General features: G+C 65.4%; 26 protein-coding genes. 4 read left to right on the top strand and 22 right to left on the bottom strand.

The window, feature by feature from the left end; all coding sequences use genetic code 11:
* Positions 1-2 precede the first annotated feature (2 nt).
* On the bottom strand, positions 3-893 hold the full coding sequence (cysM, locus tag G7Y85_RS06735) for a cysteine synthase CysM (RefSeq protein ID WP_166253851.1): 891 nt from the start codon (positions 891-893) through the stop codon (positions 3-5).
* A gap of 28 nt (positions 894-921) precedes the next feature.
* Between cysM and G7Y85_RS06730 the strand changes: the two genes are divergently transcribed.
* Positions 922-3,189 carry an ATP-binding protein gene (locus G7Y85_RS06730; RefSeq protein WP_166253848.1) on the top strand — a complete coding sequence of 756 codons (2,268 nt, stop codon included), beginning with the start codon at positions 922-924 and terminating at the stop codon, positions 3,187-3,189.
* A gap of 27 nt (positions 3,190-3,216) precedes the next feature.
* Here the strand turns inward: G7Y85_RS06730 and acpS are convergent, their stop codons facing one another.
* The 13 genes from acpS to rpoE all read right to left on the bottom strand — a co-directional run bounded on the left by acpS (position 3,217) and on the right by rpoE (position 14,460).
* The gene (acpS, locus tag G7Y85_RS06725) at positions 3,217-3,609 is read right to left on the bottom strand and encodes a holo-ACP synthase (protein WP_166253845.1); all 393 of its coding nucleotides are present in this window, start codon (positions 3,607-3,609) and stop codon (positions 3,217-3,219) included.
* Positions 3,610-3,646: 37 nt separating this feature from the next.
* Complete coding sequence (pdxJ, locus tag G7Y85_RS06720) at positions 3,647-4,384, bottom strand: pyridoxine 5'-phosphate synthase (protein ID WP_166253842.1); 738 nt, start codon at positions 4,382-4,384, stop codon at positions 3,647-3,649.
* A 215-nt stretch (positions 4,385-4,599) separates the two neighbouring features.
* Complete coding sequence (recO, locus tag G7Y85_RS06715; RefSeq protein ID WP_166253839.1) at positions 4,600-5,292, bottom strand: DNA repair protein RecO; 693 nt, start codon at positions 5,290-5,292, stop codon at positions 4,600-4,602.
* A 120-nt stretch (positions 5,293-5,412) separates the two neighbouring features.
* The gene (gene era / locus G7Y85_RS06710; RefSeq protein ID WP_166254654.1) at positions 5,413-6,351 is read right to left on the bottom strand and encodes a GTPase Era; all 939 of its coding nucleotides are present in this window, start codon (positions 6,349-6,351) and stop codon (positions 5,413-5,415) included.
* A 62-nt stretch (positions 6,352-6,413) separates the two neighbouring features.
* Positions 6,414-7,097, bottom strand: coding sequence for a ribonuclease III (rnc, locus tag G7Y85_RS06705; RefSeq protein ID WP_166253837.1), 684 nt, complete (start codon positions 7,095-7,097; stop codon positions 6,414-6,416).
* A complete protein-coding gene (locus G7Y85_RS06700; RefSeq protein WP_166253834.1) occupies positions 7,094-7,474 on the bottom strand; it encodes a DUF4845 domain-containing protein in 381 nt (126 codons plus the stop codon). The genes rnc and G7Y85_RS06700 overlap by 4 nt, the downstream gene beginning before the upstream one ends.
* Before the next feature lie 33 nt (positions 7,475-7,507).
* On the bottom strand, positions 7,508-8,302 hold the full coding sequence (gene lepB / locus G7Y85_RS06695; protein WP_174839746.1) for a signal peptidase I: 795 nt from the start codon (positions 8,300-8,302) through the stop codon (positions 7,508-7,510).
* A gap of 30 nt (positions 8,303-8,332) precedes the next feature.
* Complete coding sequence (gene lepA, locus G7Y85_RS06690) at positions 8,333-10,138, bottom strand: translation elongation factor 4 (protein ID WP_166253831.1); 1,806 nt, start codon at positions 10,136-10,138, stop codon at positions 8,333-8,335.
* Positions 10,139-10,286: 148 nt separating this feature from the next.
* The gene (locus tag G7Y85_RS06685) at positions 10,287-10,544 is read right to left on the bottom strand and encodes a glutaredoxin family protein (RefSeq protein ID WP_166253828.1); all 258 of its coding nucleotides are present in this window, start codon (positions 10,542-10,544) and stop codon (positions 10,287-10,289) included.
* 7 nt (positions 10,545-10,551) lie between these two features.
* On the bottom strand, positions 10,552-12,069 hold the full coding sequence (locus G7Y85_RS06680; protein WP_166253825.1) for a Do family serine endopeptidase: 1,518 nt from the start codon (positions 12,067-12,069) through the stop codon (positions 10,552-10,554).
* Between the two features lie 102 nt (positions 12,070-12,171).
* The gene (locus tag G7Y85_RS06675; RefSeq protein ID WP_166253822.1) at positions 12,172-13,182 is read right to left on the bottom strand and encodes a MucB/RseB C-terminal domain-containing protein; all 1,011 of its coding nucleotides are present in this window, start codon (positions 13,180-13,182) and stop codon (positions 12,172-12,174) included.
* A complete protein-coding gene (locus tag G7Y85_RS06670) occupies positions 13,182-13,796 on the bottom strand; it encodes a sigma-E factor negative regulatory protein (protein ID WP_166253819.1) in 615 nt (204 codons plus the stop codon). The genes G7Y85_RS06675 and G7Y85_RS06670 overlap by 1 nt, the downstream gene beginning before the upstream one ends.
* Positions 13,797-13,887: 91 nt before the next feature.
* Complete coding sequence (rpoE, locus tag G7Y85_RS06665) at positions 13,888-14,460, bottom strand: RNA polymerase sigma factor RpoE (RefSeq protein WP_166253816.1); 573 nt, start codon at positions 14,458-14,460, stop codon at positions 13,888-13,890.
* A 173-nt stretch (positions 14,461-14,633) separates the two neighbouring features.
* Between rpoE and nadB the strand changes: the two genes are divergently transcribed.
* Positions 14,634-16,241 carry an L-aspartate oxidase gene (nadB, locus tag G7Y85_RS06660; RefSeq protein WP_166253813.1) on the top strand — a complete coding sequence of 536 codons (1,608 nt, stop codon included), beginning with the start codon at positions 14,634-14,636 and terminating at the stop codon, positions 16,239-16,241.
* 27 nt (positions 16,242-16,268) lie between these two features.
* Here nadB and G7Y85_RS06655 read toward each other — a convergent pair whose 3' ends face one another.
* From G7Y85_RS06655 to G7Y85_RS06620, 8 genes are all read right to left on the bottom strand, one after another.
* Positions 16,269-16,658 carry a protein YgfX gene (locus G7Y85_RS06655; RefSeq protein ID WP_166253810.1) on the bottom strand — a complete coding sequence of 130 codons (390 nt, stop codon included), beginning with the start codon at positions 16,656-16,658 and terminating at the stop codon, positions 16,269-16,271.
* A gap of 7 nt (positions 16,659-16,665) precedes the next feature.
* The gene (locus G7Y85_RS06650; RefSeq protein ID WP_166253807.1) at positions 16,666-16,905 is read right to left on the bottom strand and encodes an FAD assembly factor SdhE; all 240 of its coding nucleotides are present in this window, start codon (positions 16,903-16,905) and stop codon (positions 16,666-16,668) included.
* A gap of 64 nt (positions 16,906-16,969) precedes the next feature.
* Positions 16,970-17,755, bottom strand: coding sequence for a succinate dehydrogenase iron-sulfur subunit (locus tag G7Y85_RS06645; RefSeq protein WP_166253804.1), 786 nt, complete (start codon positions 17,753-17,755; stop codon positions 16,970-16,972).
* A gap of 37 nt (positions 17,756-17,792) precedes the next feature.
* Complete coding sequence (locus tag G7Y85_RS06640; protein WP_166253801.1) at positions 17,793-18,344, bottom strand: DUF2939 domain-containing protein; 552 nt, start codon at positions 18,342-18,344, stop codon at positions 17,793-17,795.
* Positions 18,344-20,137 carry a succinate dehydrogenase flavoprotein subunit gene (sdhA, locus tag G7Y85_RS06635; RefSeq protein WP_166253798.1) on the bottom strand — a complete coding sequence of 598 codons (1,794 nt, stop codon included), beginning with the start codon at positions 20,135-20,137 and terminating at the stop codon, positions 18,344-18,346. Before sdhA ends, G7Y85_RS06640 begins: the two co-directional genes overlap by 1 nt.
* 55 nt (positions 20,138-20,192) lie before the next feature.
* Positions 20,193-20,588 (bottom strand): succinate dehydrogenase, hydrophobic membrane anchor protein, encoded by a 396-nt coding sequence (gene sdhD / locus G7Y85_RS06630; RefSeq protein ID WP_166253795.1) that lies wholly within the window; start codon positions 20,586-20,588, stop codon positions 20,193-20,195.
* Positions 20,589-20,598: 10 nt separating this feature from the next.
* Positions 20,599-21,000: a succinate dehydrogenase, cytochrome b556 subunit gene (gene sdhC, locus G7Y85_RS06625; protein WP_166253792.1), complete on the bottom strand. Its 402-nt coding sequence runs from the start codon at positions 20,998-21,000 to the stop codon at positions 20,599-20,601.
* Between the two features lie 43 nt (positions 21,001-21,043).
* Positions 21,044-21,196 (bottom strand): DUF1674 domain-containing protein, encoded by a 153-nt coding sequence (locus G7Y85_RS06620; protein ID WP_166254648.1) that lies wholly within the window; start codon positions 21,194-21,196, stop codon positions 21,044-21,046.
* 139 nt (positions 21,197-21,335) lie between these two features.
* Between G7Y85_RS06620 and ygfZ the strand changes: the two genes are divergently transcribed.
* Positions 21,336-22,250 carry a CAF17-like 4Fe-4S cluster assembly/insertion protein YgfZ gene (gene ygfZ, locus G7Y85_RS06615; RefSeq protein ID WP_166253789.1) on the top strand — a complete coding sequence of 305 codons (915 nt, stop codon included), beginning with the start codon at positions 21,336-21,338 and terminating at the stop codon, positions 22,248-22,250.
* 72 nt (positions 22,251-22,322) lie between these two features.
* Positions 22,323-25,229: a trypsin-like peptidase domain-containing protein gene (locus tag G7Y85_RS06610; RefSeq protein ID WP_166253785.1), complete on the top strand. Its 2,907-nt coding sequence runs from the start codon at positions 22,323-22,325 to the stop codon at positions 25,227-25,229.
* Positions 25,230-25,309: the final 80 nt, after the last annotated feature.

Raw genomic sequence — 25,309 nt, 5'->3', positions numbered from 1 at the left:
ACTCACGCCGGGAACACGCCGGTCGAGATGTAGCGATCACCGCGATCGCAGACGATGCTGACGATGGTGGCGTTCTCGAGCTCGCGGCAGAGTTGCAGCGCGACCCACAGCGCGCCGCCGGACGACGGCCCGCAGAACAGACCTTCCCGGGTCCCGGCCAGACGCATGGTGTCTTCGGCGTTCCGTGCCGACACCTCGATCACGCGATCGACGCGCGGCGCCTCGAAGATGCCCGGCAGATAGGCTTCCGGCCATTTGCGGATGCCGGGAATCGACGACTCGCCGTCGGGCTGCACGCCGACGATCTGCACATCCGGATTCTGTTCCTTGAGGTAGCGCGAGCAGCCCATGATCGTGCCGGTAGTGCCCATCGACGACACGAAATGCGTGATGCGGCCCTGCGTCGCCTTCCAGATTTCCGGCGCCGTGCCCTCGTAGTGCGCGCGCGGATTGTCGGGATTCGCGAACTGGTCGAGAACCTTGCCCTTGCCTTCGGTCTGCATCTTCAGCGCGAGGTCGCGCGCGCCTTCCATGCCCTCTTTCTGGCTGACGAGGATCAGCTCGGCGCCGAAAGCCTTCATCGCCGCGCGTCGCTCCACGGACAGATGTTCGGGCATGATCAGCAGCATCTTGTAGCCCTTGACCGTCGCTGCCATCGCCAGAGCGATTCCGGTATTGCCACTGGTGGCTTCGATCAGGGTGTCGCCGGGCTTGATCTCGCCGCGCTCTTCGGCGCGACGGATCATCGAATACGCGGGCCGGTCCTTGACCGAACCGGCGGGATTGTTGCCCTCGAGCTTGACCAGCAGGGTATTGCTGCCGAGCCCGGGCAAGCGCTTGAGCTGGGCAAGCGGCGTGTTGCCGATAAAATCGGCGAGCGTTGGATAGGTCATAGTCGAATTTTACGCGAGGGGACGGGCTTTGGAACCGCAGCGCCAGTACAGCCGCCGTCTGTTGCCGGGCAGCTGGGCCTTCATCGGTCTGGCGGCGCTGGCGCTGGCGCTGGCCGCCTCGCTGTGGTTGCCGCCGCTGATCCTGCCGCGAACCCTGCGCATCATGCTGTCGCTGAGCATGCTGGTGGCGATCGCCGCGCTGGCCTATGCCTTCGTGCATACCGCCCGCGGCGCGCTGCGCACCCTGGGCCTGGTGTTGCGCGATCTCGGCGGCGGGCGACTGGAAGTGCGCGCCCCGGACAGCCTGCCCGGCATCAGCGGCGATCTGGGTCGCGATCTCAATCGTCTGGCGCAGCAATACGCCGAACTGCGCAGCGAGCTGGACGGCCGCGTCGCCGAGCAGACCCAGCGCCTGAAGCGCGAGCGTGATCAGTTCGCCGCGCAAAGCCAGGAGCTGCGCAGCATCGCCGCACGTGAACAGGAAGAAGTCCGCGCGCAGAGCGAACGCCTGTCGAGCATGTCGCACGAACTGCGCACGCCGCTGTCCGGCATTCTCGGCTACGCCGATCTGCTGCGTCGCACGCAACTCGACGACGAACAGCTCGAGCACCTCGATACCCTCGACAAGTCGGCACGCGCGCTGCTGTCGATGATCAACGATCTGCTCGACTGGAGCCGGATCGAAGCCGGCCGCCTCAAGCTCGACGAACTGCGCTTCGACCTCTACGACACCGTCGAGAGCACGGTCGCCCTGCTCGCGCCGCTGGCCTACGAGAAGAATCTGGAGCTGGTTCGCATCATCTATCACGACGTACCGCGCGAGCTGCGCGGCGACAGCCAGCGCCTGCGGCAGATCCTCACCAACCTGCTGTCGAACGCCATCAAGTACACCGAGCACGGCGCGGTCGTGCTGCGCGTGATGGGCGAACGCGAGGAAGCCGGCCGCCACTGGCTGCGCTTCGCGGTCTCGGACACCGGCATCGGCATCGCGGCCGACCAGCGCGAACGCCTGTTCCAGCCGTTCCGCCAGATCGGCGGCAGTCAGGTCGGCAGCAGCGGACTCGGCCTGTCGATCTCGCGCAAGCTCGCCGAGCTGATGGGCGGCGAGATCAGCCTCGAAAGCGAGCCCGGCAAGGGATCGACGTTCAGCGTCATGCTGCCGTTCAAGCTGATCGCCGCGGCCGAATCGGCGCCGCAGGAGGACGAACCGCTGGGCACGCATCGTGTGTGGCTGTACGAATCGCACCCGGCTGCACGCCTCGCGTGGCTGCACTGGCTGGAGTTCTGGGGCCTGAGCGTCGACGGTTTCGAATCGGCCGAAGCCCTCGCAGAGGCCTTGTTCAACACCGCGCCGGAACGGCGTCCGGCGCTGGTCATGCTGGGTCTGATGCCGGCCGATCTCGATACGCCGGTGATCAATGATCTGCTGCGTCGCGATCGCGGCAGCACGGCGCTCGTGGTCCTGATCAATTCGGTGTCACCGCCCCTGCTCGAACGCATTCGCAGCAGTGGGGCGACGCTGTGCCATCCCAAGTCCGTGACCCGCCGCCGCTTCTATCAGGACCTCTCCCGGCTGCTGCGCCAGAGCCGCGACCTCGACTCGACGCTGACCGGCAAGCGTGCGCTGATCGCCGACAACAACACCGCCAACCGACGCTATCTCGCCAAGCTCTGCGCCGAACTGGGACTGACGACAACCGAAACCGTCGATGGCCGCGAGGCTTTCGAGCAGTGGCTGACGACACGCCCGGACATCGTCCTGCTCGATGCGCACATGCCGGTGCTCGACGGTCCGGGCTGCGCGCTGCGGATACGCGCCGCCGAGAAGCCCGGCCAGCACTGCCGGATCCTGGCGGTGAGCGCGCACCTGGAACCCGACGAACGCCAGGCCTTCATCGAAGCCGGCGCCGACGCGGTGCTGATCAAGCCGTTCGACGACAACCAGTTGCTCGCCGCGCTCAGCCCGAACACGCAGCGCGGTGCGCATGCCGCCGCCAGACTCGCGCAGGACCCGGAGCTGCTGGCGCTGCTCAAGGAAGAATTGCCGCTGCAGTTCACCGAGCTGGAAACGGCGATGGCCAGCGGCAAGCTCGACGCTGCACGCGACGCCGCGCACACCCTGCGCGGTACGGCGGCGTTCTATCACCTTGCGCAGCTGCGGCAGACCACGGCGGCGGTCGAGGAATGGCTGCGCGGTGCCGAGAGCCTGCAGCAGGGTCCGACGTCGCGGCGTGCGCTGGCCGGCATCCGCAGCGCACTCAAGGACACGCTGGCGGCGATGCGGATCGATGACTGACGACGTCCGGCAGCCGCGGCCGCGGGCTCAGACGGTGCCGCGTTCGAGGATCACGTAGGCGCTGACGAAGCCACCGTCGTCACTGAGCGAAACATGCGTCGCGCCGATGTTCTCGCGCTTCATTCGTGCCCGCATCTTGCGATCGAACAGCAGCACCGGCCGGCCATTGGCTTCGCGCACGACGCCGACCTCCTTCCAGCCGATCCCGTCGAAGCCGGTGCCCAGCGCCTTGACGAAAGCCTCCTTGGCGGCCCAGCACATCGCCAGGGCGCGCGCGACGTTCTTGCGGCTGCGCACTTCGCGCTGTTCCCGTGCACACAGCAAACGCGTCAACAGTTTGTCGCCGTGCTTGTCGAGCAGCTTCTCCATGCGCTCGACGCGCAGGATGTCGACGCCGATGCCGTGAATGGCGCCTGGCACCGTGCCCGCGCTCGCACGAGCGAGTGACCCGGGCCGTTCAGCGCGAGCGGCCATCGTCGATTGCCCGGCGCATCTCGGCCACCGCCGCCGGCAGGCCGACGAACAGTGAGCGCGCGACGATGCTGTGGCCGATGTTCAGTTCGATGACCTCGCGTATGCGGGCGATCGGCGCGACATTGGCCGTGGTCAGACCGTGGCCGGCATGGACCTCGAAGCCGGCCTTGTGCGCGGACTTCGCAAACGCGGCGATCCGGCGCAACTCATCGGCCTGCGCCGCGCCGCGCGTGTCGGCGTATCGTCCGGTGTGGATTTCCAGATGCGGCGCACCGCTGGCGCGCGCGGCCTTGAGCTGGCGCACATCGGCGTCGATGAACAGGGCCACGGCGATGCCGGCCTTTGCCAGCCGCTGGCAGGCCAGGCGGACCGGGTCGAGCTGGGCGGCAACATCGAGACCGCCTTCGGTCGTCAGCTCTTCGCGCTTTTCCGGCACCAGGCAGACGAACGCCGGCTTGAGCCGGCAGGCCAGCGCCAGCATCGCCGGCGTCACCGCCATTTCCAGATTGATGCGCGCGCGATGCATGCGCACCAGCTCGGCGACATCACGGTCCTGGATATGGCGACGATCCTCGCGCAGATGGACGGTGATGCTGGCGGCGCCGGCCGCGAGCGCGACGCAACCGGCCTCGACCGGATCGGGATAGACCGTGCCGCGCGCCTGCCGGATCGTCGCGACATGATCGACATTGACGCCGAGGCGGATGGAAGTGCTGGGCATGGTGAAAGTCTTGAGGGAACGCGCAGAACCGCGGATTTCACAGATTACACAGAAGGACGAAAACTTTCGTGGTCCCGGCAAGGCACTCAGGCCCGAATCGCCATCGGCCGCGTGGTCCGCAGGATGCTCCGATCGACCCGCTCGGAACGCTGATCGTCCGCACCCGCACACTGCCCGTCGCCATCCCGGGCGCCCACGGATGGCGCGCCTGATCGCTATTTGCGCATTTCGCGCAGCAGGCGCGGCGTCTCCAGCGGCCGGCCGCCGAGCTGTGCGGCGATCGATTCGCGCAGCAGACGCCGGCATTCGCTGCGCGCCAGCGCCGAAGAAAAAAGGCCGTCGCGCAATTCGATCAGGCTGATGCCGCGGTAGCTGCCCGCCACACCGGCCGCCACCGGCATCGGTCCGTGCTCGGCGTGGTAGCGGTAGTGCAGCTCGGCTTGCAGTTCGTCGGGCAACAGCAGGCCGTAACCGATTTCAGCGAGCAGGTCGCGCTCGAAGATACGCAGGGCGTCTTGCGCCGCCTCCATCTCGCCCGGCAATTGCTGGATCGCCAGCGCGTAGGCTTCGAACAAGACGGGGTGCGCGTCCTGACGCTGCAGCAGACGCACCATCAGTTCATTGAGGTACCAGCCGTAGAACACCCGCTCGCCTTGCAGCGGCAGCGGCGGACCGGCCGCTTCGGCACCACTCAGCGTGCCGAGTTCGCCGGCCATGCTCCAGCTCAGCAACAGCGGCGCGAACGGCTGCAGCAGACCCCGCAGTTTCGATTTCGGACCGCGGGCGCCGCGCGCCACCAGACCAAGCCGGCCATGACTGCGGGTGTATGCCTCGAGCAGCAGGCTGCTGTCCTGATAGGGCCGGCTGTTGAGCAGATACGCCGGTTCGAGCGCGATGCGCTCACGCATGGCGCCTCCGGCGCTTGGCAGGCCGGGTCCGTTTTGGCCCGGTGCAGGGAATGAGGCGTGCCGAGTACGGATCAGTACGCACACGACGAATGACGCCGCAAGGGCTCAAGACGGGCCGGCCTAGTCGCCGCTCAGGCCGAACTGCTTGAGTGCCTTCAGATCGTCGCTCCAGTTCTCGCGCACGCGCACCCAGAGCTTGAGGAACACCTTGCGATCGAGCAGGCGCTCAAGCTCGCGTCGCGCGCTGGTGCCGACCTGCTTGAGCGTGATGCCGTCTTCGCCGATGACGATCTTCTTCTGCCCTTCACGCTCGACCCAGATCACGGCGTCGACACGATCGAGATTGCCGTCGCGTTCGTACTGCTCGACGCCGACGGTGAGCGAATACGGCAGTTCCTGATGCAGATTGCGCGTCAGCTTCTCGCGGACGATTTCGGAAACGAGGAAGGCGTCGTCGTAGCCGACGATCTGGTCTTCCGGGTACAGCGGCGGACCTTCCGGCAGGCGCCTGAAGATCTCGCCCAGCAGGGCGTCGGTATTGTTGCGCTTGAGCGCCGACAGCGGCACGACAAACGCGAAATCGCGCAATGCGCCGAGCTTCTGCAGCTCCGGCAGCAAGGCCGCCTTGTCGGTGATGCGGTCGATCTTGTTGACGACCAGACCGATCGGCGTCTGCATGCCCTCGAGCCGACGCAGCACCGCGGCGTCCTCGTCGGTCCAGCGTCTGGCTTCGATGACGAACACGATCAGGTCGACATCGTAGAAGCTCGCCATCGCCTGTTCGTTCATTGCCCGGTTCAGGCGACGCGTCTCGCGCTGATGCAGGCCCGGCGTGTCGACGAACACGATCTGGCCTTCCGGGCGATTGACGACACCCTGGATGCGATGCCGGGTGGTCTGCGGTTTGTGCGAGACGATGCTGACCTTGCGCCCGACCAGCGCATTCATCAGCGAACTTTTGCCGACGTTGGGCCGCCCGACGATGGAAATGAGACCGCTATGCACGAAACATCCTCGGCACCGACCGCCACGGCCCAACGTCGGCAACAGCCGCCGCATCTCGTGTCGCGCAAGCGCCATGCGCTTGCACGGAGGGCCGCCCGACGATGGAAACGAGACCGCTATGCATGGCGCGATTGTAGGCTCATCAGAAGCTGGCTGGCGGCGTCCTGCTCGGCACCGCGACGGCTTGAGCCCTGAGCTTCGGTCGTGGCGTCGGCGTCCGCCAGCGACGCACGAACGCGGAACTGGCGCTTGTGCGGCGGACCGCTTTCCTCGATCACCTCGTAACGCGGCAACGGCCGACCCTGCGCCTGCAGCCATTCCTGCAGCCGCGTCTTGGCATCCTTCAGGCTGTCGGCGTCGGGAAGATCGGCAAGCAGGGTCACGAACAGCCGTTCGCACACGGTGCGCGCCGGTTCGAAGCCGCCGTCGAGGTAGACGGCGCCAAGCACCGCTTCGAACGCATCGGCAAGTATGGAATCACGGCGATAGCCACCGGATTTCAGCTCGCTCTCGCCGAGCGTCAAGGCATCGCTCAGTTCCAGTTCGCGCGCCAGTCCGGCGAGCGTTTCCTCGCGAACCAGGCTGGCACGCAGGCGCGACAAGGGTCCTTCCTCGGCCTTTGCGCGCAAACGGTACAGCGCGTCGGCGATGACGAAATTGACGAGTGCGTCGCCGAGAAATTCGAGGCGCTCGTTGTTGACGTGCCCGCTGCTGCGATGTGTCAGCGCCTGTTCAAGCAGCCCCGCATCGTGGAAGACGTAACCGAGGCGGCATTCCAGTTTTTTCGCGACGCGCGTCAAGACTGCACGTTGGCCAGCGGCACGTCGTCGGCGAACTCGATGACGATGTAGATATTGAAGAACAAATGCTCGCGCGCCTCGTAGTCGTAACTGAGGAAGCGACCCGTGTTGGTGCGCTTGACGTCGATGTCCGACACCGCCAGATAGTCGACGTCGTTGATGTCCCAGTATTTCTGCAGCTCCTTGCGGATGTCGTGGACATCGGCCTTGGCGTTCTCCGGGTCGGCCGCCGTGGCGTGGACGCCGGACGCGACCTTCATCTGGTTCAGATACATCGGCAGCGTCTTGACGACGACGATGGCGACGAAGCCGATCACGGCGAGCACGAACAGCAGGCCGAACCAGCCCAGACCACGTTGGCGATGCAGTGAGCGCATGTTGTTCCCCTTCCCCGTGAAGTGCGGACTAGCTTAGCGGATGGACTTGCCGATGCGCGAGAATTCGATGCGCGTGTTCTCGGCGTCCCAGGACATCCAGATCAGGAAGGCCTTGCCGACCAGGTTCTTCTCGGGAACCGTGCCCCAGCGACGGCTGTCGTCCGAACCATCGCGGTTGTCGCCCATCGCGAAGTATTCGCCGGGCGGCACGATGAATTCGAAATCGTCGGCTGGCCGTTCCGGATTGACCAGAATGCGGTGATCGACCGGGCCGAGGTGCTCCTTCATCCGGTAGACCACGCCCGGCGGCGGCAGGCCGGGCGCGGTATAGGCGCCGTCGGCATCGAGCGTCGCCGGCTCGCCGTTGATGAACAGCTGCTTGTTGCGGTAGACGATGTGATCGCCCGGGATGCCGATGATGCGCTTGATGAAATCCTTGCTCGGGTCGACCGGCCAGCGGAATACCACGACGTCGCCGCGCGACGGCTCGCCCATCTTGATGAACTTGTCGTGGAACACCGGATCGCGGAAGCCGTAGGCGAACTTGTTGACGAGGATGAAGTCGCCGACCAGCAAGGTCGGGATCATCGAGCCGGACGGGATGCGGAACGGCTCGGCAACGAACGAACGCAGCATCAGCACGACGAAGATCACCGGGAAGAACGAGCGGCAGAAGTCGACGAAGCCATTGGGCTTGTCCGCCACGTCGATGCCCAGGCGGGCGCGCCGCTTCGGTCCGAGCCAGAGCTTGTCGAGCAGCCAGACGATGCCGGTGACCAGCGTCAGCAGTGACAGGATGGTGGCGAAGTCCCACTGGATGTCTTGCATGTCCGATTCCAAAAACGTTGGTTGAAACGATTACTTCTTCTTTTTCTCGACACCGAGCACCGCCAGGAACGCTTCCTGCGGAATCTCGACGGAGCCGACCTGCTTCATGCGCTTCTTGCCTTCTTTCTGTTTCTCGAGCAGCTTTTTCTTGCGCGAAGTGTCGCCGCCGTAGCACTTGGCGGTGACATCCTTGCGCAGTGCCTTGACCGTCGAGCGCGCGATGATCTTGGCACCGATGGCAGCCTGGATCGCGATGTCGAACATCTGGCGGTGAATCACGTCCTGCATGCGCTCGCACAGGTCGCGGCCGCGCGGATAGGCGCTGTCACGGTGAACGATCGACGCCAGCGCATCGACCTTGTCGCCGTTGACGAGCACATCCAGGCGCACCAGATCGGCCGCCTCGAAGCGCACGAACTCGTATTCGAACGAGGCATAGCCGCGCGACACACTCTTCAGGCGATCGAAGAAATCGAGCACGACCTCCGCCATCGGCATCTCGACTTCCATCTGCACCTGACTGCCGAGATAACGCAGGTTCTTCTGCACACCGCGCTTTTCCATGCACAACTGCATGACCGAGCCGACATAGTCCGGCGGCATCAGGATGCGGGCATTGATGATCGGCTCGCGCAGCTCACTGATGAAGCCGGGCTCCGGCAGTTCCGCCGGATTGTCGACCTTGATCACGTCGCCGTCGTTCTTCAGCACTTCGTAGATCACCGACGGCGCGGTCGTGATCAGATTGAGGTTGTACTCGCGTTCGAGGCGCTCCTGCACGATTTCCATGTGCAGCATGCCGAGGAAGCCGATGCGGAAGCCGAACCCCAGCGCCGTCGAGTTCTCCGGCTCGAACTGCAGCGCCGAATCGTTGAGGCGCAGTTTCTGCAGCGATTCGCGGAAGTCCTCGAAATCCTCGGCGTCGATCGGAAACATGCCGGCAAACACGCGCGGTTGCACCTTGCGAAAGCCCGGCAGGGCTTCGACGCTGGCGTTGCCGGCAAAGGTCAGGGTATCGCCGACCGGCGCGCCGAAGATGTCCTTGATGCCGGCGACGATGAACCCGACTTCACCGCACTGCAGTTCGTCCTTGAACACGCGTTTGGGCGCGTTGACGCCCATCATCGTGATTTCGTAGTCCTTGCCGGTCGACAGCACGCGGATCTTCTGGCCCTTCCTGACCGAGCCGTTGAAGATGCGCACCAGCGAGACCACGCCGAGATAGTTGTCGAACCAGGAGTCGACGATCAACGCCTGCAGCCTGGCGTCCGGATCGCCTTTCGGCGGCGGCAGCCGTTCGACCACTGCTTCCAGCACGTCCGGCACGTTGAGGCCGGTCTTGGCCGAAACGCGCAGCGCGTCCATCGCCGGAATGCCGATCACCTGCTCGATTTCGTCGCAGACGCGCTCGGGCTCGGCGTTCTGCAGATCGACCTTGTTCAGCACCGGCAGCACTTCGAGATTCTGCTCGAGCGCGGTGTAGCAGTTGGCCACCGACTGCGCCTCGACACCCTGCGAGGCATCGACCACCAGCAGCGCACCCTCGCAGGCTTCCAGCGAACGGCTGACCTCGTAGGAGAAATCGACGTGCCCCGGCGTGTCGATCAGGTTGAACTGGTAGATCTCGCCGTTCTTCGCTTCGTAGTGCAGCTGTACGGCCTGCGCCTTGATGGTGATGCCGCGCTCGCGCTCGATGGGATTGTTGTCGAGCACCTGCGCCTGCATCTCGCGCTGCTGCAGGCCGCCGGTCAGCTGGATGAAGCGATCGGCAAGCGTCGACTTGCCGTGGTCGATGTGCGCGATGATGCAGAAATTGCGGATGTGATCCTGACGCACGGGAAACCGTTGACTTTAAATGGGAGCGTGTTCTGAAAGTAGGCGCCAGCCCGGTAGCGAACAGTCCGATGGGCTGTCCGCCTGCCGTTCGGCGCCGGCGCTTGCAAGGAGATGAATCAAGTCGCGCAGTATAGCGTCTTGCCCGGGCCTACCTGCGCAAATTGCGTTCAAAGGCCGCGCTGTCGAAGATTCCTTCGGCCAGCACCCGCCCCTGTTCGTCCAGCAGCACCGGAATCCGCGTGCCGTAACGCATGCGCCACTCGCCGCGCTCGTCGACATCGGCCGCGTCGAGCAGGAACGGCTGGACGCCCAGATGCTCCCGCAGCTCGGCTTCGAAAGCCTCGCAGAGATGGCAGTCCGGGCGTGACAGCAACAGCCAGCGCGGTACCGTGACGGACGGATTCACGCCGGTTTCAACTCGGTGAGGTGTCGCCGGGCACATCGAGCATCAGGAACAGCGGCGAGCCGCGGCGCTGCACCAGGACCTGCACGGTCGCGCCCGGCGTCAGGCGCGAAACCACCACCGCGAGCCGGTCCGGGCTGTCGATTTCCTGGCCGGAAATCTGCAGCAGCACATCCCCGCTGCGGATACCGGCGCGCGCCGCCGGACCGTTGCCGACACTGGTGATCGTCACGCCGCCGCTGAGCACCTGCGCCTTGCTGCGTTCGTCGGCGCTCATGCTGCGCACCACCAGCCCCAGCGGCCCGGCCGGCACCGGTTTCGGCGCTTCGAGGTCGTCCTGGGCGACGCCCGGCGCCAGGGTACCGACGTCAACCTTCACGCTCAGCTTCTTGCCGTCGCGGAGCAGCTTCAGCGTCGCCATCTCGCCGGGATCGGTGATGCCGACCATCGGCGGCAGCGCCGCGGAATTCGGCAACACCTCGCCGTTGTAGCTGAGGATGATGTCGCCCTCGCGCACGCCGGACTTGGCCGCCGGACTGTCCGCGATCACCCGCGCCACCAGCGCGCCTTCCGGCTTGTCCATGCGCGCCTGCTGCGCCATGTCGCGATCGACTTCCTGCACGACCACGCCGAGCCAGCCGCGCGTGACCTTGCCCTGATCCTTGAGCTGGCGCGCAACCTTGGCGGCGACGTCGATCGGGATCGAGAACGACAGGCCCTGATAGCCACCGGACTGCGAGTAGATCTGCGAGTTCATGCCGATCACCTCGCCTGCCAGATTGAACAGGGGGCCGCCGGAATTGCCGGGATTGATCGCCACGTCGGTCTGGATGAACGGCACATACTGCTCGGTGATCAGGGCACGGCCCTTGGCCGAGATGATGCCGGCGGTCACCGAATAATCGAACCCGAATGGCGAGCCGATCGCCAGCGCCCACTGCCCGGGGCGCAGCTTGGTCGCATCGCCGATCTTCACGGCCGGCAGGTCCTTGGCATCGATCTTCAGCAACGCGACATCGGTTGCCTCGTCACTGCCCACCACCTGCGCGGTGAACTGACGGCGGTCGAGCAGGCGCACGATCACTTCCTTGGCGTCACGCACGACATGGAAGTTGGTCAGCACGTAGCCGTCGCTCCACAGCACGAAGCCCGAGCCGAGCGACTGCGGTCCCGGCGGCAGCGTCGCCGGACCGTCGCTGTCGGTACCGTCGTCGTCGTTGCCGTCACCGGAGGATTCGTCCGGGTGCTGCTGCAGGAAGCGCTTGAACCACTCCGGCGCGTTCTTCAGCGTATCGGCATCGCTGTCACCATCGGCATCACCGCCGCTGCCGGCGGCAGCCTGCTGCGGATCGACCGGCACGTCCGCCGGTACCGTGCTGATGTTGACCACCGACGGCGAGACCTGCTCGACGAGATCGGCGAAATCCGGAAGGACAGCAGCCGCGGACGCGCCATGACCGCGCTGGCAGGCAGCGACGCTCAGCAAGGCGCACAAGAGGAACAGCCGCAGAACGGCGGCAAGCTTCATTGAAAACTCCGGCGCCACGGTTGATCCGCGCGCAACATGGCGGATTTCAATGGATTTCGCGTAGAAATTCAAACAGCCACAAAAAAACGGCAGCCGTATCGTTCACGGTGATGGTGTCGGGTCCGACGCGTCGGAGGCCGGTGCCGTCACGCCCGGCGGCGGCTGCACGTTTTCCCCGATCAGACGCACGGTATCGGACGGCGCCTCGCCGACCACGGTGATGTGGATCGAACCCACGACCCGACCATAGGCGCTCAGCGCGCCGATCTGCGAAAAGCCCTGGAAAGCCTGGGCGGTCGGTCGCCGATGCGCGGTGAACACCGAGATCGCCGACAGTCCGTCCGACAGCAGCATGTGCTCGACCACGCCCTGCCCATCCAGCGTCGGCCGCACGTCGCGCATGGCGACGTGATAGCCGGGCGGCAGATTGGCGAACTGCGCGTCGGCCTCGGTGTCGACATTGAACGGTTTGGGTTCGGGTACGAAGCGCGTCACTTTCTGGAACTTCGCCGGATCAAGTTCCGGCTGCAGTGCGCTGTCCGGGATCGATTTCGGGAACTCGATCTCGGTGAACATCAACTGCTCCATCACGGCGTTGCCGCGACCGATCAGATTGACCTTGACCGGCACGGCGGTATCGGCGTCGGCCCAGATTTCGTAGCCATAGCGGTACTGGTCGCGCGGTGCGATTGTGATGCCGCGGCACTTGCGCCCGGCGATGCGGGCTTCGCCGACATCGCGGAATTCGTAGTAACGGGAGATTTGCGCAACACGTTCCGGCGTCAGGCCCGGGAACAGCGCTTTCGGCGTCGGCAGCTCGAGCGTGACCTTGCGGTCCTTCGGCAACAGACAGACCACTTCATTGCCGGTACGGATGATTTCGCGCGGCGCGCCGGTCAGCGTCTGCACGCGCTCGACCTCCTGGCCCTTGCGGTAGCGATGCACGACCCGCATCGTTTCCAGCCGGTCATGCGTCTGGTAAACGATCACGCCCTGGTAATTCGCTGCGCGCGCCGCCTCGCTCATCTGCGCCAGCCAGTCCGCAGGATCGGCCGCAGTTGCCGCCAGACTCCAGCCGGCGGCGAGGAGCCCGAGTGCGACGCGATGACGCATTACGGTGTCCCGCCGGACGCCAGGTTGGCCGGCTGGACGAAGGCCTCGTCCGCCGTGTTCGCGGCAAAGCGGGCGTAGGACAAGGCCCCGCCGACGCCGCGATCGGCCAGCGTGTTGCTGTGCTCGATCATGTAATAGCGCAGGTCTTCGTCCATCTGCTCGTTGCCCTGCGCGTCCGTCGTCGGCGCATTGCTCATGGCCACATCGTGGATGCCGGCCGACAACTGCCGGGGGCCGGCATCATTGGCGGCGGTCAGCGCCGGGTTGCCGCTGCGCACCGAACCGAAATTGATGCCGAGCGTGATCGCCACCGCGGCAACCGAGGCCGCCGCGGCGAAGCCGGCGGCGGTCCGCCACGACACCGGCCGGCGCCGCGACGCGAGCTCGACGACCTTGGGTCGCACGCCGTCGGGTGCCCGATCAAGGCCGGCCATCACGGCCGCGCACAGATCGAGCTGGCGGACCGGCATGCCGCTGCGCGCATCGCGTGCCAGCTGCATGCGGCCCCACATCGCCTTCATTTCGGGTTCGCGATCAAGCGCGTCGAGCAGGGCGTCGAGTTCCTGATCGGTACATTCGCCGTCGAGCAAAGCGGACAAGGTTTCGTGCATCATGCCGGCCACCTGGAAAATCTGAATATACCCTTAACCTCGAATTCGGGAGAAAGTTCCCGAAACGACGACCGACGGTGCCTGGGCCGCCACATCAGTCGAGCAAGGGCTTGAGAACGACATCAATGGCTTCCCGCGCCCGGAAGATCCGTGAGCGGACCGTCCCGATCGGGCAGTCCATGACCTCGGCGATCTCCTCGTACGACAGGCCTTCCAACTCGCGCAGGGTGATGGCCTTGCGCAGATCCGGCGGCAGCTTGGCGATCGTGTCGGCCACGGCATTGCGGATTTCTTCCGTCAGCAGCGACGCCTCGGGCGTCTCCATGTCGCTTAGATGTTCGGTATGGCCATACAGTTCCGCATCGGCGACATCGATGTCCTGATCGGCCGGCCGGCGGGAGCGCGAAACCAGATAGTTCTTGGCGGTATTGATGCCGATCCGGTACAGCCAGGTATAGAACGCCGACTGGCCGCGAAAGCCGTTCAGCGCCCGGTAGGCACGGATGAAGGTTTCCTGGGCGACATCAGGCGCGTCGCCGTCACCGACCAGGCGGCTGACGAGCTGGACGATCTTGTGCTGGTACTTGCGCACCAGCAACTCGAACGCGCGTTGATCGCCCGTCTGGGCACGGACCACGAGCTGCTCGTCGGTAACGGTATCGCTCATGCCTTGATGCGGATTTCGCGGGCGCGAAAAACGCTACACTCCCACCTCGAAAAAGCGGTTGAACCCCGATCGAAACCACGGCCGCGACGCCGACACAGCATGCTGATGCCGGCAGCGGCGAATCGATTCGCGCAAAGTCCTCCATTGTACCCACCTCGCGTCCCGAACGCTCCATGAACGAAGCGGAAGTCCTGGTCATCGGCAGCGGCGCCGCCGGTCTGTCCTGCGCCCTGCGCCTGGCCAAGGCGGGTCACCATGTCACCGTGGTCTCCAAGACCAGCCTGCAGTCAGGCAGTACCTTGTGGGCGCAAGGCGGCATCTCTGCGGTGCTCGACGCCGAGGATTCAACCGAAAATCATGTGCAGGACACCTTGATTGCCGGTGCCGGCCTGTGCAGCGAAGCTGCCGTGCGTTTCACCGTCGAGGGCGGGCCGGACGGCATCGAGTGGCTGCTTGAACAGGGCGTGGCGTTCACCGAGGAAGACGGCGAACAGCGCGGCACACGCCTGCATCTGACCCGCGAAGGTGGCCACAGCCACCGCCGCGTCGTGCACGCCGCCGATGCCACCGGTCGCGCCGTCGAAACCACGCTTGCTGCGCTGGCCGCGGCGCATCCCGCCATCCGCATCCGCGAGTTCTGCAGCGCCGTCGACCTGATCGTCGATCGTCGCGCACCGCCGGGTTCGAATCGCGTGCTCGGCGCCTATCTGTACGACATCCCCAGCGGCCGCGTCAGCGCCTGCGCCGCAAAGGCGGTGGTCCTGGCCAGTGGCGGCGCCAATCAGGTCTATCTGTACTCGAGCAATCCGCACGGTGCGTCGGGGGACGGCATCGCGATGGCCTGGCGCGCCGGTTGCCGGGTCGCCAACATGGAATTCATGCAATTCCATCCAACCACGCTGTTTCACCGCGAAACCCGCAATTTCCTGATTTCGGAAGCGCTGCGTGGCGAAGGCGCGGTGCTGCGTCTGGTCAACCCGGACGGCTCGGCCGGTGAACGCTTCATGCCGCGCTTCGATCCGCGCGCCGAACTCGCACCGCGCGACATCGTCGCCCGTGCGATCGACTTCGAGATGAAGCGTCTCGGCCTACGTCATGTCTACCTCGACATCACGCACAAACCGGCCAGCTTCATCCAGCATCACTTTCCCAGCATCCATGCGCACTGCCTGTCGCTGGGGCTCGACATCTGCAAGCAGCCGATCCCGGTCGTGCCGTCGGCGCATTTCACCTGTGGCGGCGTGCTCACGGACCTGTCGGCGCAGACCGATGTCGACGGCCTTTACGCGATCGGCGAAGTGGCCTGCACCGGTCTGCACGGCGCCAATCGCCTGGCGTCGAATTCGCTGCTGGAATGCCTGGTGTTCGGCAAGGCGGCGGCGGAAGACCTGATCGCCAAATTGCCGGATCGCGAGATGCCGACCGAACTGCGCCCGTGGGACGAAAGCCGCGTCACGGACTCCGACGAGGACGTCGTGGTCAGCCACAACTGGCTGGAACTGCGCACTTTCATGTGGGACTACGTCGGCATCGTGCGCACCACCAAGCGCCTGCAGCGCGCCCTGCACCGCGTCCAGCTGCTGAAGGCCGAGATCGACGAGTACTACGGCAACTACCGCATCAACGCCAATCTGCTCGAGTTGCGCAATCTGGTGCGCTGCGCCGATCTGATCATCCGCTCGGCACTGGAGCGCCGCGAATCGCGGGGCCTGCATTACACGCTCGATTATCCGGAAACGCTGGCGGAAGCGGCGCCAACGGTATTGCCCGGACGCAGCTGACGACGTCAGTCGGCGCCAGCGCCAGGCCTACAGCGACAATCTCGCCCGCAGACGTCGCAGCAGTTCGGGCGTCGCCTCGTCGCCGGCAATCACGCGCGCCGCACGGCCACCTTCGATCAACCGGAAATTGAGCACGGTCAGGGCCGGATGCGCGAGACTGTTGTCCAGCAGCTCGGCCTTGTATTCGCGCGCACCGCGAAACACCGACCACTGGCCGTCGGCGTGCCAGATCACGCGCGTCAGCGCCTTGGCATTGAAGCCCAGCACGGCGCTGTGCCGCAGCGCGAACCACGAAACGCCGAACAGCGCGACCAGCACGATCATCGGCCAGCCGGGCTCCATCGACAGTGGCAGCAGCACCAGACAGATCACGTGCAGCACGAACACCACGCGCAAGGCGCGCAGCGACGGCCGCAAACTCAGATCAACGGTAGATGCGAAGCTGTTCGATGATGGCTGCATATTCCGCGGGCACCGTGTCGTAGCCCATCACCCAGGCCCAGATATCGGGGTCTTCCGCGAGCGTCACCAGGCGCAGGAACTCGGCTTTCTCGTCGGCCGGCGCGTCGTGGAAACGGTGCGCGTGGTAGCGCTCCATCAGCACGTCGAGCTCCTTCATTCCCCGCCGCAACAGCCAGCGCAGGCGACCTTCGGCGGCGCTCATGGTGCACCTCCACAAACGACGAGGGCGGCCGCCGGGCCGCCCTCGATGCAGAACAGATCCACGATCAAATGCGACGCTCCACCAGCATCTTCTTGGTTTCGGCGATCGCCTTGGCCGGATTCAAGCCCTTCGGGCAGGTCTTGGCGCAGTTCATGATCGTGTGGCAGCGATACAGCTTGAACGGATCTTCCAGCGCGTCGAGACGCTCGCCGGTCGCTTCGTCGCGCGAGTCGACCAGCCAGCGGTAGGCCTGCAGCAGCACGGCCGGGCCGAGATAACGATCGCCGTTCCACCAGTAGCTCGGGCAGCTGGTCGTGCAGCAGGCGCAGAGAATGCACTCGTAGAGGCCGTCGAGCTTGGCGCGATCTTCCTCGGACTGCAGACGCTCGCGGGTCGGTGCCGGCGTGTCGGTCTTCAGCCAGGGTTCGATCGACGCCAGCTGCGCGTAGAAGTGCGTGAGATCCGGCACCAGATCCTTGACCACCGGCATGTGCGGCAGCGGATAGATCTTGGCATCGCCCTTCACTTCGTCGCAGGGCTTGGTGCAGGCCAGGGTATTGGTGCCGTCGATGTTCATCGCACACGAGCCGCAGATGCCTTCGCGGCAGGAGCGGCGGAAGGTCAGCGTCGAATCGACTTCGTTCTTGATCTTGATCAGCGCGTCGAGAACCATCGGCCCGCACGCGGCCATGTCGATCTCGTACGTATCCATGCGCGGATTGCCGCCCGCTTCCGGATCGTAGCGATAGATCTTGAAGGTCTTGACGTCCTTCGCGCCGGCCGGCGCCTTGAAGGTCTTGCCGGCCTTCTTGTCGATTTTCGAATTCTGCGGAAGGGTCAACTGAGCCATGGCTCGCTCCTGGAATGGATACGGTGTTGCTTACAGTTCATTTGGCGACCGGCCCACTGCCGGTCAGTCCGATCAGCCGCCAGCGACCATCGTCGCGGCGACCCAGAATCATGCCCATGTCGTCACGCTGCGGCCGCGACGCCATCACCTCGAAACTGCCATCGGCGCGGTAGTGCATGCCATGCAGATCCGCATCGAAATGGCATGGGGTCCCCTGCGGCTTCGGCGCATCGTCGACGCTGCCGTCTGCCTGCGTATCGCAGGCCAGATGAATGAGGCCGGATGGCGTCGCCAGCTTGTCGATCTTGTAGTCGGCAAGCGGCTGACTCAGCGCAGTGCGTACGCCGCCGAGAAACTTGCCCTCGTTGCCTTCCGCAATGCGCTGATCGACATAAGCCGTGACATTGGCCTTCAGCGCGGCGAAATCGACGTCGGCGGCGACACGCTGCTCATCGCGAGCCTCCAGCGCAACTTTCAGGTCCTGCAGCGCGAACAGCGGACGCGCCCAGATCGACGCTCCGACAGCCACTGCCACGCCGAGCCCGATCAGACCCAGCGACAGCAGCAGGCGGACGCGCGGCTGGAGCATCAGTATTTGCGCGCAACCGGCGGAATGTGTTCGACCTCGTTGTCGAGCGGCTGCATGTGGACCGGCCGGAAGTCGATCTTCACGTCCCGGTCGCCGGCACGCCAGGCCAGGGTGTGCTTCATCCAGTCCTTGTCATCGCGCTCCTTGAGGTCGTCGCGGGCATGCGCACCACGCGACTCCTTGCGGTTCTCGGCGCCGACGATGGTCAGCAGCGCCTGACCCAGCAGATTGTCCAGTTCCAGCGTCTCGACGAGATCGGAATTCCAGACCATGCCGCGATCGGAAACCGCGACGTCGTTGGTGAAGGTCTCGATCACGGCCTTGAGCTTGTCGACGCCTTCCGACATCGTCGGACCGTCGCGGAACACGGCGCAGTGCTTCTGCATCGTCTTCTGCATGTCGAGGCGGATCTTCGCGGTCGGCGTGCTGCCCTTGGCGTTGCGGAAGCCGTCGAGGCGCGCCAGCGCCTTTTCTTCGGACGCCGCGGAAATCTTCTTGTGCGGGGTGTTCGGCTTGACCAGTTCGGCGGCACGGATCGCGGCGGCGCGACCGAACACGACCAGATCGAGCAGCGAGTTCGAGCCGAGGCGGTTGGCGCCGTGCACCGACACGCAGGCCGCTTCGCCGACCGCCATCAAGCCCTCGACGACCGAATCCGGGTTGCCGTCCTTGAGCGTCACCACTTCGCCGGTCCACAGCGTCGGGATGCCGCCCATGTTGTAGTGCACGGTCGGCACGACCGGAATCGGCTCCTTGGTGACATCGACGCCGGCGAAGATCTTTGCCGACTCGGAGATGCCCGGCAGGCGCTGATGCAGCACTTCGGGGCCGAGATGTTCGAGATGCAGGTGGATGTGATCGCCTTCCTCGCCGACGCCGCGGCCTTCGCGGATTTCCGTCGCCATCGCGCGGCTGACCATGTCGCGCGGCGCGAGATCCTTGACGCTCGGCGCGTAGCGCTCCATGAAGCGCTCGCCATCCTTGTTGGTGAGATAGCCGCCCTCGCCGCGTGCACCCTCGGTGATCAGGCAGCCCGAGCCGTAGATGCCGGTCGGGTGGAACTGCACGAATTCGAGATCCTGCAGCGGCAGGCCGGCGCGCAGCACCATGCCGCCACCGTCGCCGGTGCAGGTATGCGCCGAGGTCGCCGAGAAGAACGCACGGCCGTAGCCGCCGGTCGCGAGAATCACCAGGTGCGCGCGGAAGCGATGCAGCTGGCCGGTCGCCATGTCCCAGGCGAGAACGCCCTTGATCGACCCGTCGTCGTCGGTCAGCAGATCAAGCGCGAAGTATTCGATGTAGAACTGCGCCTGCGCCTTCAGCGACTGCTGGTAGAGCGTGTGCAGCATCGCGTGGCCGGTGCGGTCGGCCGCCGCGCAGGTGCGCTGCGCCGGCGGACCCTTGCCGAACTCGGTGGTCATGCCGCCGAACGGGCGCTGGTAGATCTTGCCTTCCGGCGTGCGCGAGAACGGCACGCCGTAGTGTTCGAGTTCGATGATCGCGGGAATCGCCTCGCGCGTCATGTACTGGATGGCGTCCTGATCGCCGAGCCAGTCGCTGCCCTTGACGGTGTCATAGAAATGCCAGCGCCAGTCGTCGCGGCCCATGTTCGACAGCGCCGCGGAAATGCCGCCCTGCGCCGCCACCGTGTGCGAGCGCGTCGGGAACAGCTTGGTGATGTTGGCCGTCTTGAGGCCGGCTTCGGCCAGGCCGAGCGTGGCGCGAAGACCGGCGCCGCCGGCGCCGACGACGATCGCGTCGTATTCGTGATGGACGATTTCGTATGAGGACATTGGAACGGAATCCTTGATGGGTCGGAATCCCCGCCTGCGCGGGGACGGCGCCGGCTTACGCCAATGCGATTTTCAGAACGGCGAAGATCGCCGCGGCGGCGATCACGGCGTGCAGCAGCTTGGAGATCAGCAGCAGCGTCAGCCGCAGCGAGCCGACCGCGTAGTCGACGATCACTTCCTGGACGCCGAGCACCGAGTGATAGAGCGCGGTGGCGAGAAACAGGACGAGGACGACGGCCACCGACGGCGCCGACACCCAATAGTGCACGGCGTAGTAGTCGGCCGGTCCGGTCGCCAGCATCGCGACCGAGAACGCAAACCACAGCGCCAGCGGCACGAGCGCAAGCGCGGAAACGCGCTGCACCCAGAAGTGATGAACACCATCCTTGGCCGAACCCAGACCACGGGCACGCGACAACGGGGAACGCAGATCTTCGGACGTCTTGGCCATGGCGCGCGCCTCAGGCGAGATGGGCGACCACCCAGACAGCGGCGGTCAGAATCAGGGACGAAACGACCATCACGTAGCCGGAACGCTCGGCGGTCTTCAGATCGAAGCCGCGACCGATGTCCCAGAACAGATGACGGATACCGTTGCAGAGGTGATACATCAACGCCCAGGTCCAGCAGATCAGCAGCAGCTGGCCATACCAGGCGTGCAGATGCGGCGCCAGCGCACCGTACCACTGCGGTCCGCCGGCGATCGCGATCAGCCAGATCGCCAGCAGCAAGGTCCCGAGCGACAGGCCGATGCCGGTGATGCGATGACCGAAGCTGAGCAGCGAGGACCACTGGAAGCGGTAGTACTGCCCCAGCATGAACGGCGACAAGGGGCGACTTTGCGCGGGTGTTTTGGTACTCATTCCGGCTCCCATCGGGACGTGATTTGGGGTGCAGCCCAGGATTTCAGAAATCGATGCAGCGGCCGTTCTTTTCCCAGTCGCCGTAGCGCGTCGGTTCGGGACCGTCGCGACGGCCGCCGATCTCGCGCTGCGGCTCGGCCGGCGGCGTTGCCGGCCCGGGTTCGGGTGTAGCGTTCTGCCGCAGCAAATCGGCCAATGCAATCGTCGCCGCGGGCACCACGGCTTGGGCCGGTACTGCTTCAGGCTTGGACAAAGTCACTGGGGGCGTACGGCTGGCGAAGAAAATGCGGGCGATGCATCCATAATAGTGTGACAAATTTCCACTGCTTCCCGCAATGAATACCTTGTTTGCCGACACCCCGGAGCAGCGCTGGCTGCGCGTTCGCGGCGACGATGCCGTGACATTCCTGCAGGGCCAGCTCAGCAACGACCTGCGCAAGCTGACGGCGGAAACCGCGCAGCTGACGAGCTACAGCAATGCCAAGGGTCGCATGCTCGCGGTGCTGCTGCTGGTCCGTGTCGGCGACGAGATTCTCGTCGAGCTGCCGCGCTCGATCGCCGACGCGACGCTGGCACGTCTGAAAATGTTCGTGCTGCGGGCAAAAGTGGTGGTCGAGAAAGCCGACGACATTGCCGCACTGGGCATCATCGGCGAAGGCGCCACCGCCTTCATGACGGAATACGGGCTGCCGGTGCCCGACACCGCTCTGCAATGCCTCGGCGACACGCAGCGCCTGACCGTCGTGCGCCGTCTCGGCGCGACCGCGCGCTATAGCGTCATCGGCACGCAGGAGCGGATTGCGGCGCTGCGCGCGCGGCTTCCCACGGCCTCGTACTGCGATGACCCGGAATTGTGGCGACGCACCGACATCGAAAACGGCATACCGGTCGTGCTGCCGGAAACCCGCGAGCATTTCGTCGCGCAGATGGCGAACCTCGACCTGCTCGGCGGCATCAGTTTCGACAAGGGCTGCTACACCGGACAGGAAATCGTCGCGCGCCTGCACTACCTCGGCCAGCTCAAGCGGCGCATGTTCGTCGCCCGTATCGATGGGCCGCCGCCGGCACCGGGCACCGCAATCCTTCAGCACGGCGAAACGCAGGCCGCGGGGGAGATCGTCGATGCGGTCGGAGATGCTGCAGGCGGCTCGCTGGCCACGCTGGTTCTGCAGCTCGGCGCACGCGACGCTGCCTTGTCCATCGAAGGCAGCTCGGCGCGAGTCGGCATCGTCAGCGGTCCACCGGACTGAAACCGGCGACAAATGGAAACAATCGCGTCGCGCCGGCGGGTTAGAGTGCACGAAACAAAAGGGAGACCCGCCATGCGTGCCATGCGTGCCACGCTTGCCGCGCTGTTGCTCATCGCCCTGCCCTTCGCGGCACAGGCCTACAAGCCGGACCTCGACAGCCTGTCGAACGTCGCGCGGCTGCATCTGGATGCCGATGCAGTCGCAAGCGCGATCGCAGCCGTTCGTGCGCAACCGCGGCAATTCGCGGTCGGTCGTGATCTCGGCGCACACGTTGCAGACGGCAGCTGGGACGAACCGCAGGCCGGCGTCGCACGCTGGCGCCTGCGGCTTGGCTCCGACGGCGCCGAATCGCTGAGCTTCCGCATCGACGCGCTGTCGCTGCCCGCCGATGCCGCGCTCTACGTGTACGGCGCCGACGGCAAGGACCTGCAGGGACCGTTCACATCCGCCAGCAACGGCACGCTGTGGACGCCGCTGGTGCGAGCCGACGACGCGATCATCGAAGCCCGCATGCCGTACGCCGAGAAGTCACGGTTCTCGCTGACGCTCGGCCGTGCTTTCCACGGCTATCGCGCATTCCGCGCACGCAGCGCCATCGTCGCGAAGGGTGCGCTCGGTGATTCCGGCGCCTGCGAAATCGACGTCGCGTGCCCGGCCGGCAACAGCTGGCAGAAGCAGATCCGTGCAGCGGTGTTGCTGCAGATCGCCGGCATGTATCTGTGCAGCGGCACTCTCGTCAACAACAGTGCGCAGGATGATCGCCCGCTGATCCTGACCGCCAACCACTGCGACGTGGACAGCGGCAACGTCAGCGAAACCAATGTCTATTTCAACGTCCAGAAATCGAGCTGCGGCGGCAACGCAGACGGCCCGATCAACCAGGTGATTGCCGGCAAGACCGTGCTGGCAAAGACCAGCGGCACTGCCGTCACCGACTACACGCTGTTCGAGCTCGCGAACCTGCCGCCGAGCGCCTACGACGTCTACTACGCGGGATGGGATGCCAGCACCGGCACGCCGCAATCCGGCGCGGCGATTCACCATCCGGGCGGAGACGACAAGAAGATCAGCGTCTACACGCAAAGCGCGCAAAGCGTCGACAACGTCTGCATCGGCAGCGATCCTGCGTGCCGCGGCGCCTTCAGGGTCGATGCCTGGGCCGTGCAGTGGGCGCAGGGCACCACGGAAGCGGGTTCTTCGGGCTCGGCATTGTTCGATCAGAACGGCCGCATCGTCGGCACGCTTTCCGGCGGCGACGGCGACTGCGCGGGAACCGCGAACAACGGCGGCACGGATTACTTCGCGCGCCTCGATCGCGCCTGGACGGCGACCAGCAGCACCGGCACCACTTTGAAAGCCGCATTGACACCAGACGGGGAGAACAAAATGACACTCGACGGCAAGAACCGCAGCGACAGCGGTGGCGGCAGTTTCGGCTGGCTCAGTCTGCTGATGCTCGCCTTTGGTGCAGTTTGTCGCCGCGGGCGGGCGCAGCGGCGCATGGTGTTGCGCACCGTGGCCGTGCTCGGTCTGGCATTCCCGTTCGTCAGCTCGGCTTACAGTCCCGAGCTGGCAAGCCTGCCCACGGTCGCGCAAGTCCGTCTGAACCCCGTCACCGTCAAGAACGCGCTTGAATCGGCGAAAGGCCAGCCGCTGCAGTTTGCCGTCGGCATGGCGATCGAGGCCGGCGTCGCCGACGGCACCTGGGATGAACCGGAAGCGGGGCTCGCACGCTGGCGTCTGCGCATCAACTCGAGCGGCGCACACGCGCTGAACTTCCGCTTCGACGATCTGCAATTGCCGGAGCACGCGCAGCTCTACCTCTACACGAACAATGGCGCCGACGTGCAGGGTCCGTACACGGCCGCGCGCAACGGCCGCTTCGTCACGCCGCTGGTACGCAGCGAAGACGCGGTAATCGAAGTGCGCATGCCGTATGAGGAAAAGGCGGACTTCTCGTTCGCCTCCGCCAGCGCGTTTCATGCGTTCCGCGATCTCGACAGCAAGAGCTTCTCGAATACCAGCGGCACATCCGGGGCCTGCGAGTTCGATGTCGCCTGCCCGATCGGTGACGGCTACTCCGACCAGATCCGCTCGACCGTGCTGATCACCATCGTCAAGGGTCTGTCGGAATATCTGTGCAGTGGTTCGCTGGTCAACAACACGTCCGAAGACGGCACACCGCTGGTGCTGACCGCCAATCATTGCGGCGTCGACAGCAGCACGATCGACCAGACCACCGCCTACTTCAACGTGCAGCGGTCCGCCTGCGGCAGCGGCACCGTCGGCACGGTCACGCAGAACATCGCCGGCCTGAGCGTGCGCGCCGGAACCTCGGGCAAGACCGTCACCGACTACACGCTGTTCGAGCTCGCCAGCAAGCCGCCGAGCAGCTTCGACGCCTACTACGACGGCTGGGACAGCCGCGGCAACTCGCCGACATCGGGCGCGGTCATTCATCACCCGTCGGGCGACGACAAGAAGATCAGCACCTATACGCAGACCGCGCAAAAAACGGACAACGTGCGCATCACCGGTGGCGGCCTGCTCGGCCTGAGCGGCTTCAGCGTCAACGCCTGGGGTGTGAGCTGGGCCAACGGAACGACCGAAGAAGGCTCATCCGGGTCCGGCCTGCTCGACCGGAATCGGCACATCGTCGGAACGCTGTCCGGCGGCAATGGTGGTTGCTCCGGCACATCGAACAATGGCGCGACCGATTACTTCGCGCGGCTCGATCAGGCCTGGACCGCGAGCAGCGTCACCGGCGTCACACTCAAGGCCGTGCTCGATCCCGGCAATACCGGCAACACCGTGCTCGACGGCCGGGACGCCTCCGGGCTGGGCAGCGGCAGTTCCGGCGGCTCCAACTCCGGCGATGGTTCCGGCTCTTCCGGTGGTGGTGGCGGCAGCTTTGGCTGGCTCGGCCTGTTGCCGCTGACGCTCGCCGCCCTGCGCAGACAACGCAGGATCCGCGACTGAAATGCCATGAGGTGCGCGATGCTGCGCGCCGACAGGCCCGGCAGGCCGTCGATCTCGCGACGAGAGCGAAAACGAACGCC

It is taken from the genome of Solimonas terrae (assembly GCF_011067135.1).
GTDB lineage: Bacteria > Pseudomonadota > Gammaproteobacteria > Nevskiales > Nevskiaceae > Solimonas > Solimonas terrae.
Note: the sequence above shows the minus strand (reverse complement) of the source record. Positions and strands in the feature narration are given on the sequence as shown.

Coding starts and splice junctions, on each gene's coding strand:
- cysM (WP_166253851.1), bottom strand. CDS start 893: ATGACCTATCCAACGCTCGCCGATTTTATCGGCAACACGCCGCTTGCC.
- pdxJ (WP_166253842.1), bottom strand. CDS start 4,384: ATGCCCAGCACTTCCATCCGCCTCGGCGTCAATGTCGATCATGTCGCG.
- recO (WP_166253839.1), bottom strand. CDS start 5,292: ATGCGTGAGCGCATCGCGCTCGAACCGGCGTATCTGCTCAACAGCCGG.
- era (WP_166254654.1), bottom strand. CDS start 6,351: ATGCGGCGGCTGTTGCCGACGTTGGGCCGTGGCGGTCGGTGCCGAGGA.
- G7Y85_RS06700 (WP_166253834.1), bottom strand. CDS start 7,474: ATGCGCTCACTGCATCGCCAACGTGGTCTGGGCTGGTTCGGCCTGCTG.
- lepB (WP_174839746.1), bottom strand. CDS start 8,302: ATGCAAGACATCCAGTGGGACTTCGCCACCATCCTGTCACTGCTGACG.
- G7Y85_RS06680 (WP_166253825.1), bottom strand. CDS start 12,069: ATGAAGCTTGCCGCCGTTCTGCGGCTGTTCCTCTTGTGCGCCTTGCTG.
- G7Y85_RS06675 (WP_166253822.1), bottom strand. CDS start 13,182: ATGCGTCATCGCGTCGCACTCGGGCTCCTCGCCGCCGGCTGGAGTCTG.
- G7Y85_RS06670 (WP_166253819.1), bottom strand. CDS start 13,796: ATGATGCACGAAACCTTGTCCGCTTTGCTCGACGGCGAATGTACCGAT.
- rpoE (WP_166253816.1), bottom strand. CDS start 14,460: ATGAGCGATACCGTTACCGACGAGCAGCTCGTGGTCCGTGCCCAGACG.
- nadB (WP_166253813.1), top strand. CDS start 14,634: ATGAACGAAGCGGAAGTCCTGGTCATCGGCAGCGGCGCCGCCGGTCTG.
- G7Y85_RS06650 (WP_166253807.1), bottom strand. CDS start 16,905: ATGAGCGCCGCCGAAGGTCGCCTGCGCTGGCTGTTGCGGCGGGGAATG.
- G7Y85_RS06645 (WP_166253804.1), bottom strand. CDS start 17,755: ATGGCTCAGTTGACCCTTCCGCAGAATTCGAAAATCGACAAGAAGGCC.
- G7Y85_RS06640 (WP_166253801.1), bottom strand. CDS start 18,344: ATGCTCCAGCCGCGCGTCCGCCTGCTGCTGTCGCTGGGTCTGATCGGG.
- sdhA (WP_166253798.1), bottom strand. CDS start 20,137: ATGTCCTCATACGAAATCGTCCATCACGAATACGACGCGATCGTCGTC.
- sdhD (WP_166253795.1), bottom strand. CDS start 20,588: ATGGCCAAGACGTCCGAAGATCTGCGTTCCCCGTTGTCGCGTGCCCGT.
- sdhC (WP_166253792.1), bottom strand. CDS start 21,000: ATGAGTACCAAAACACCCGCGCAAAGTCGCCCCTTGTCGCCGTTCATG.
- ygfZ (WP_166253789.1), top strand. CDS start 21,336: ATGAATACCTTGTTTGCCGACACCCCGGAGCAGCGCTGGCTGCGCGTT.
- G7Y85_RS06610 (WP_166253785.1), top strand. CDS start 22,323: ATGCGTGCCATGCGTGCCACGCTTGCCGCGCTGTTGCTCATCGCCCTG.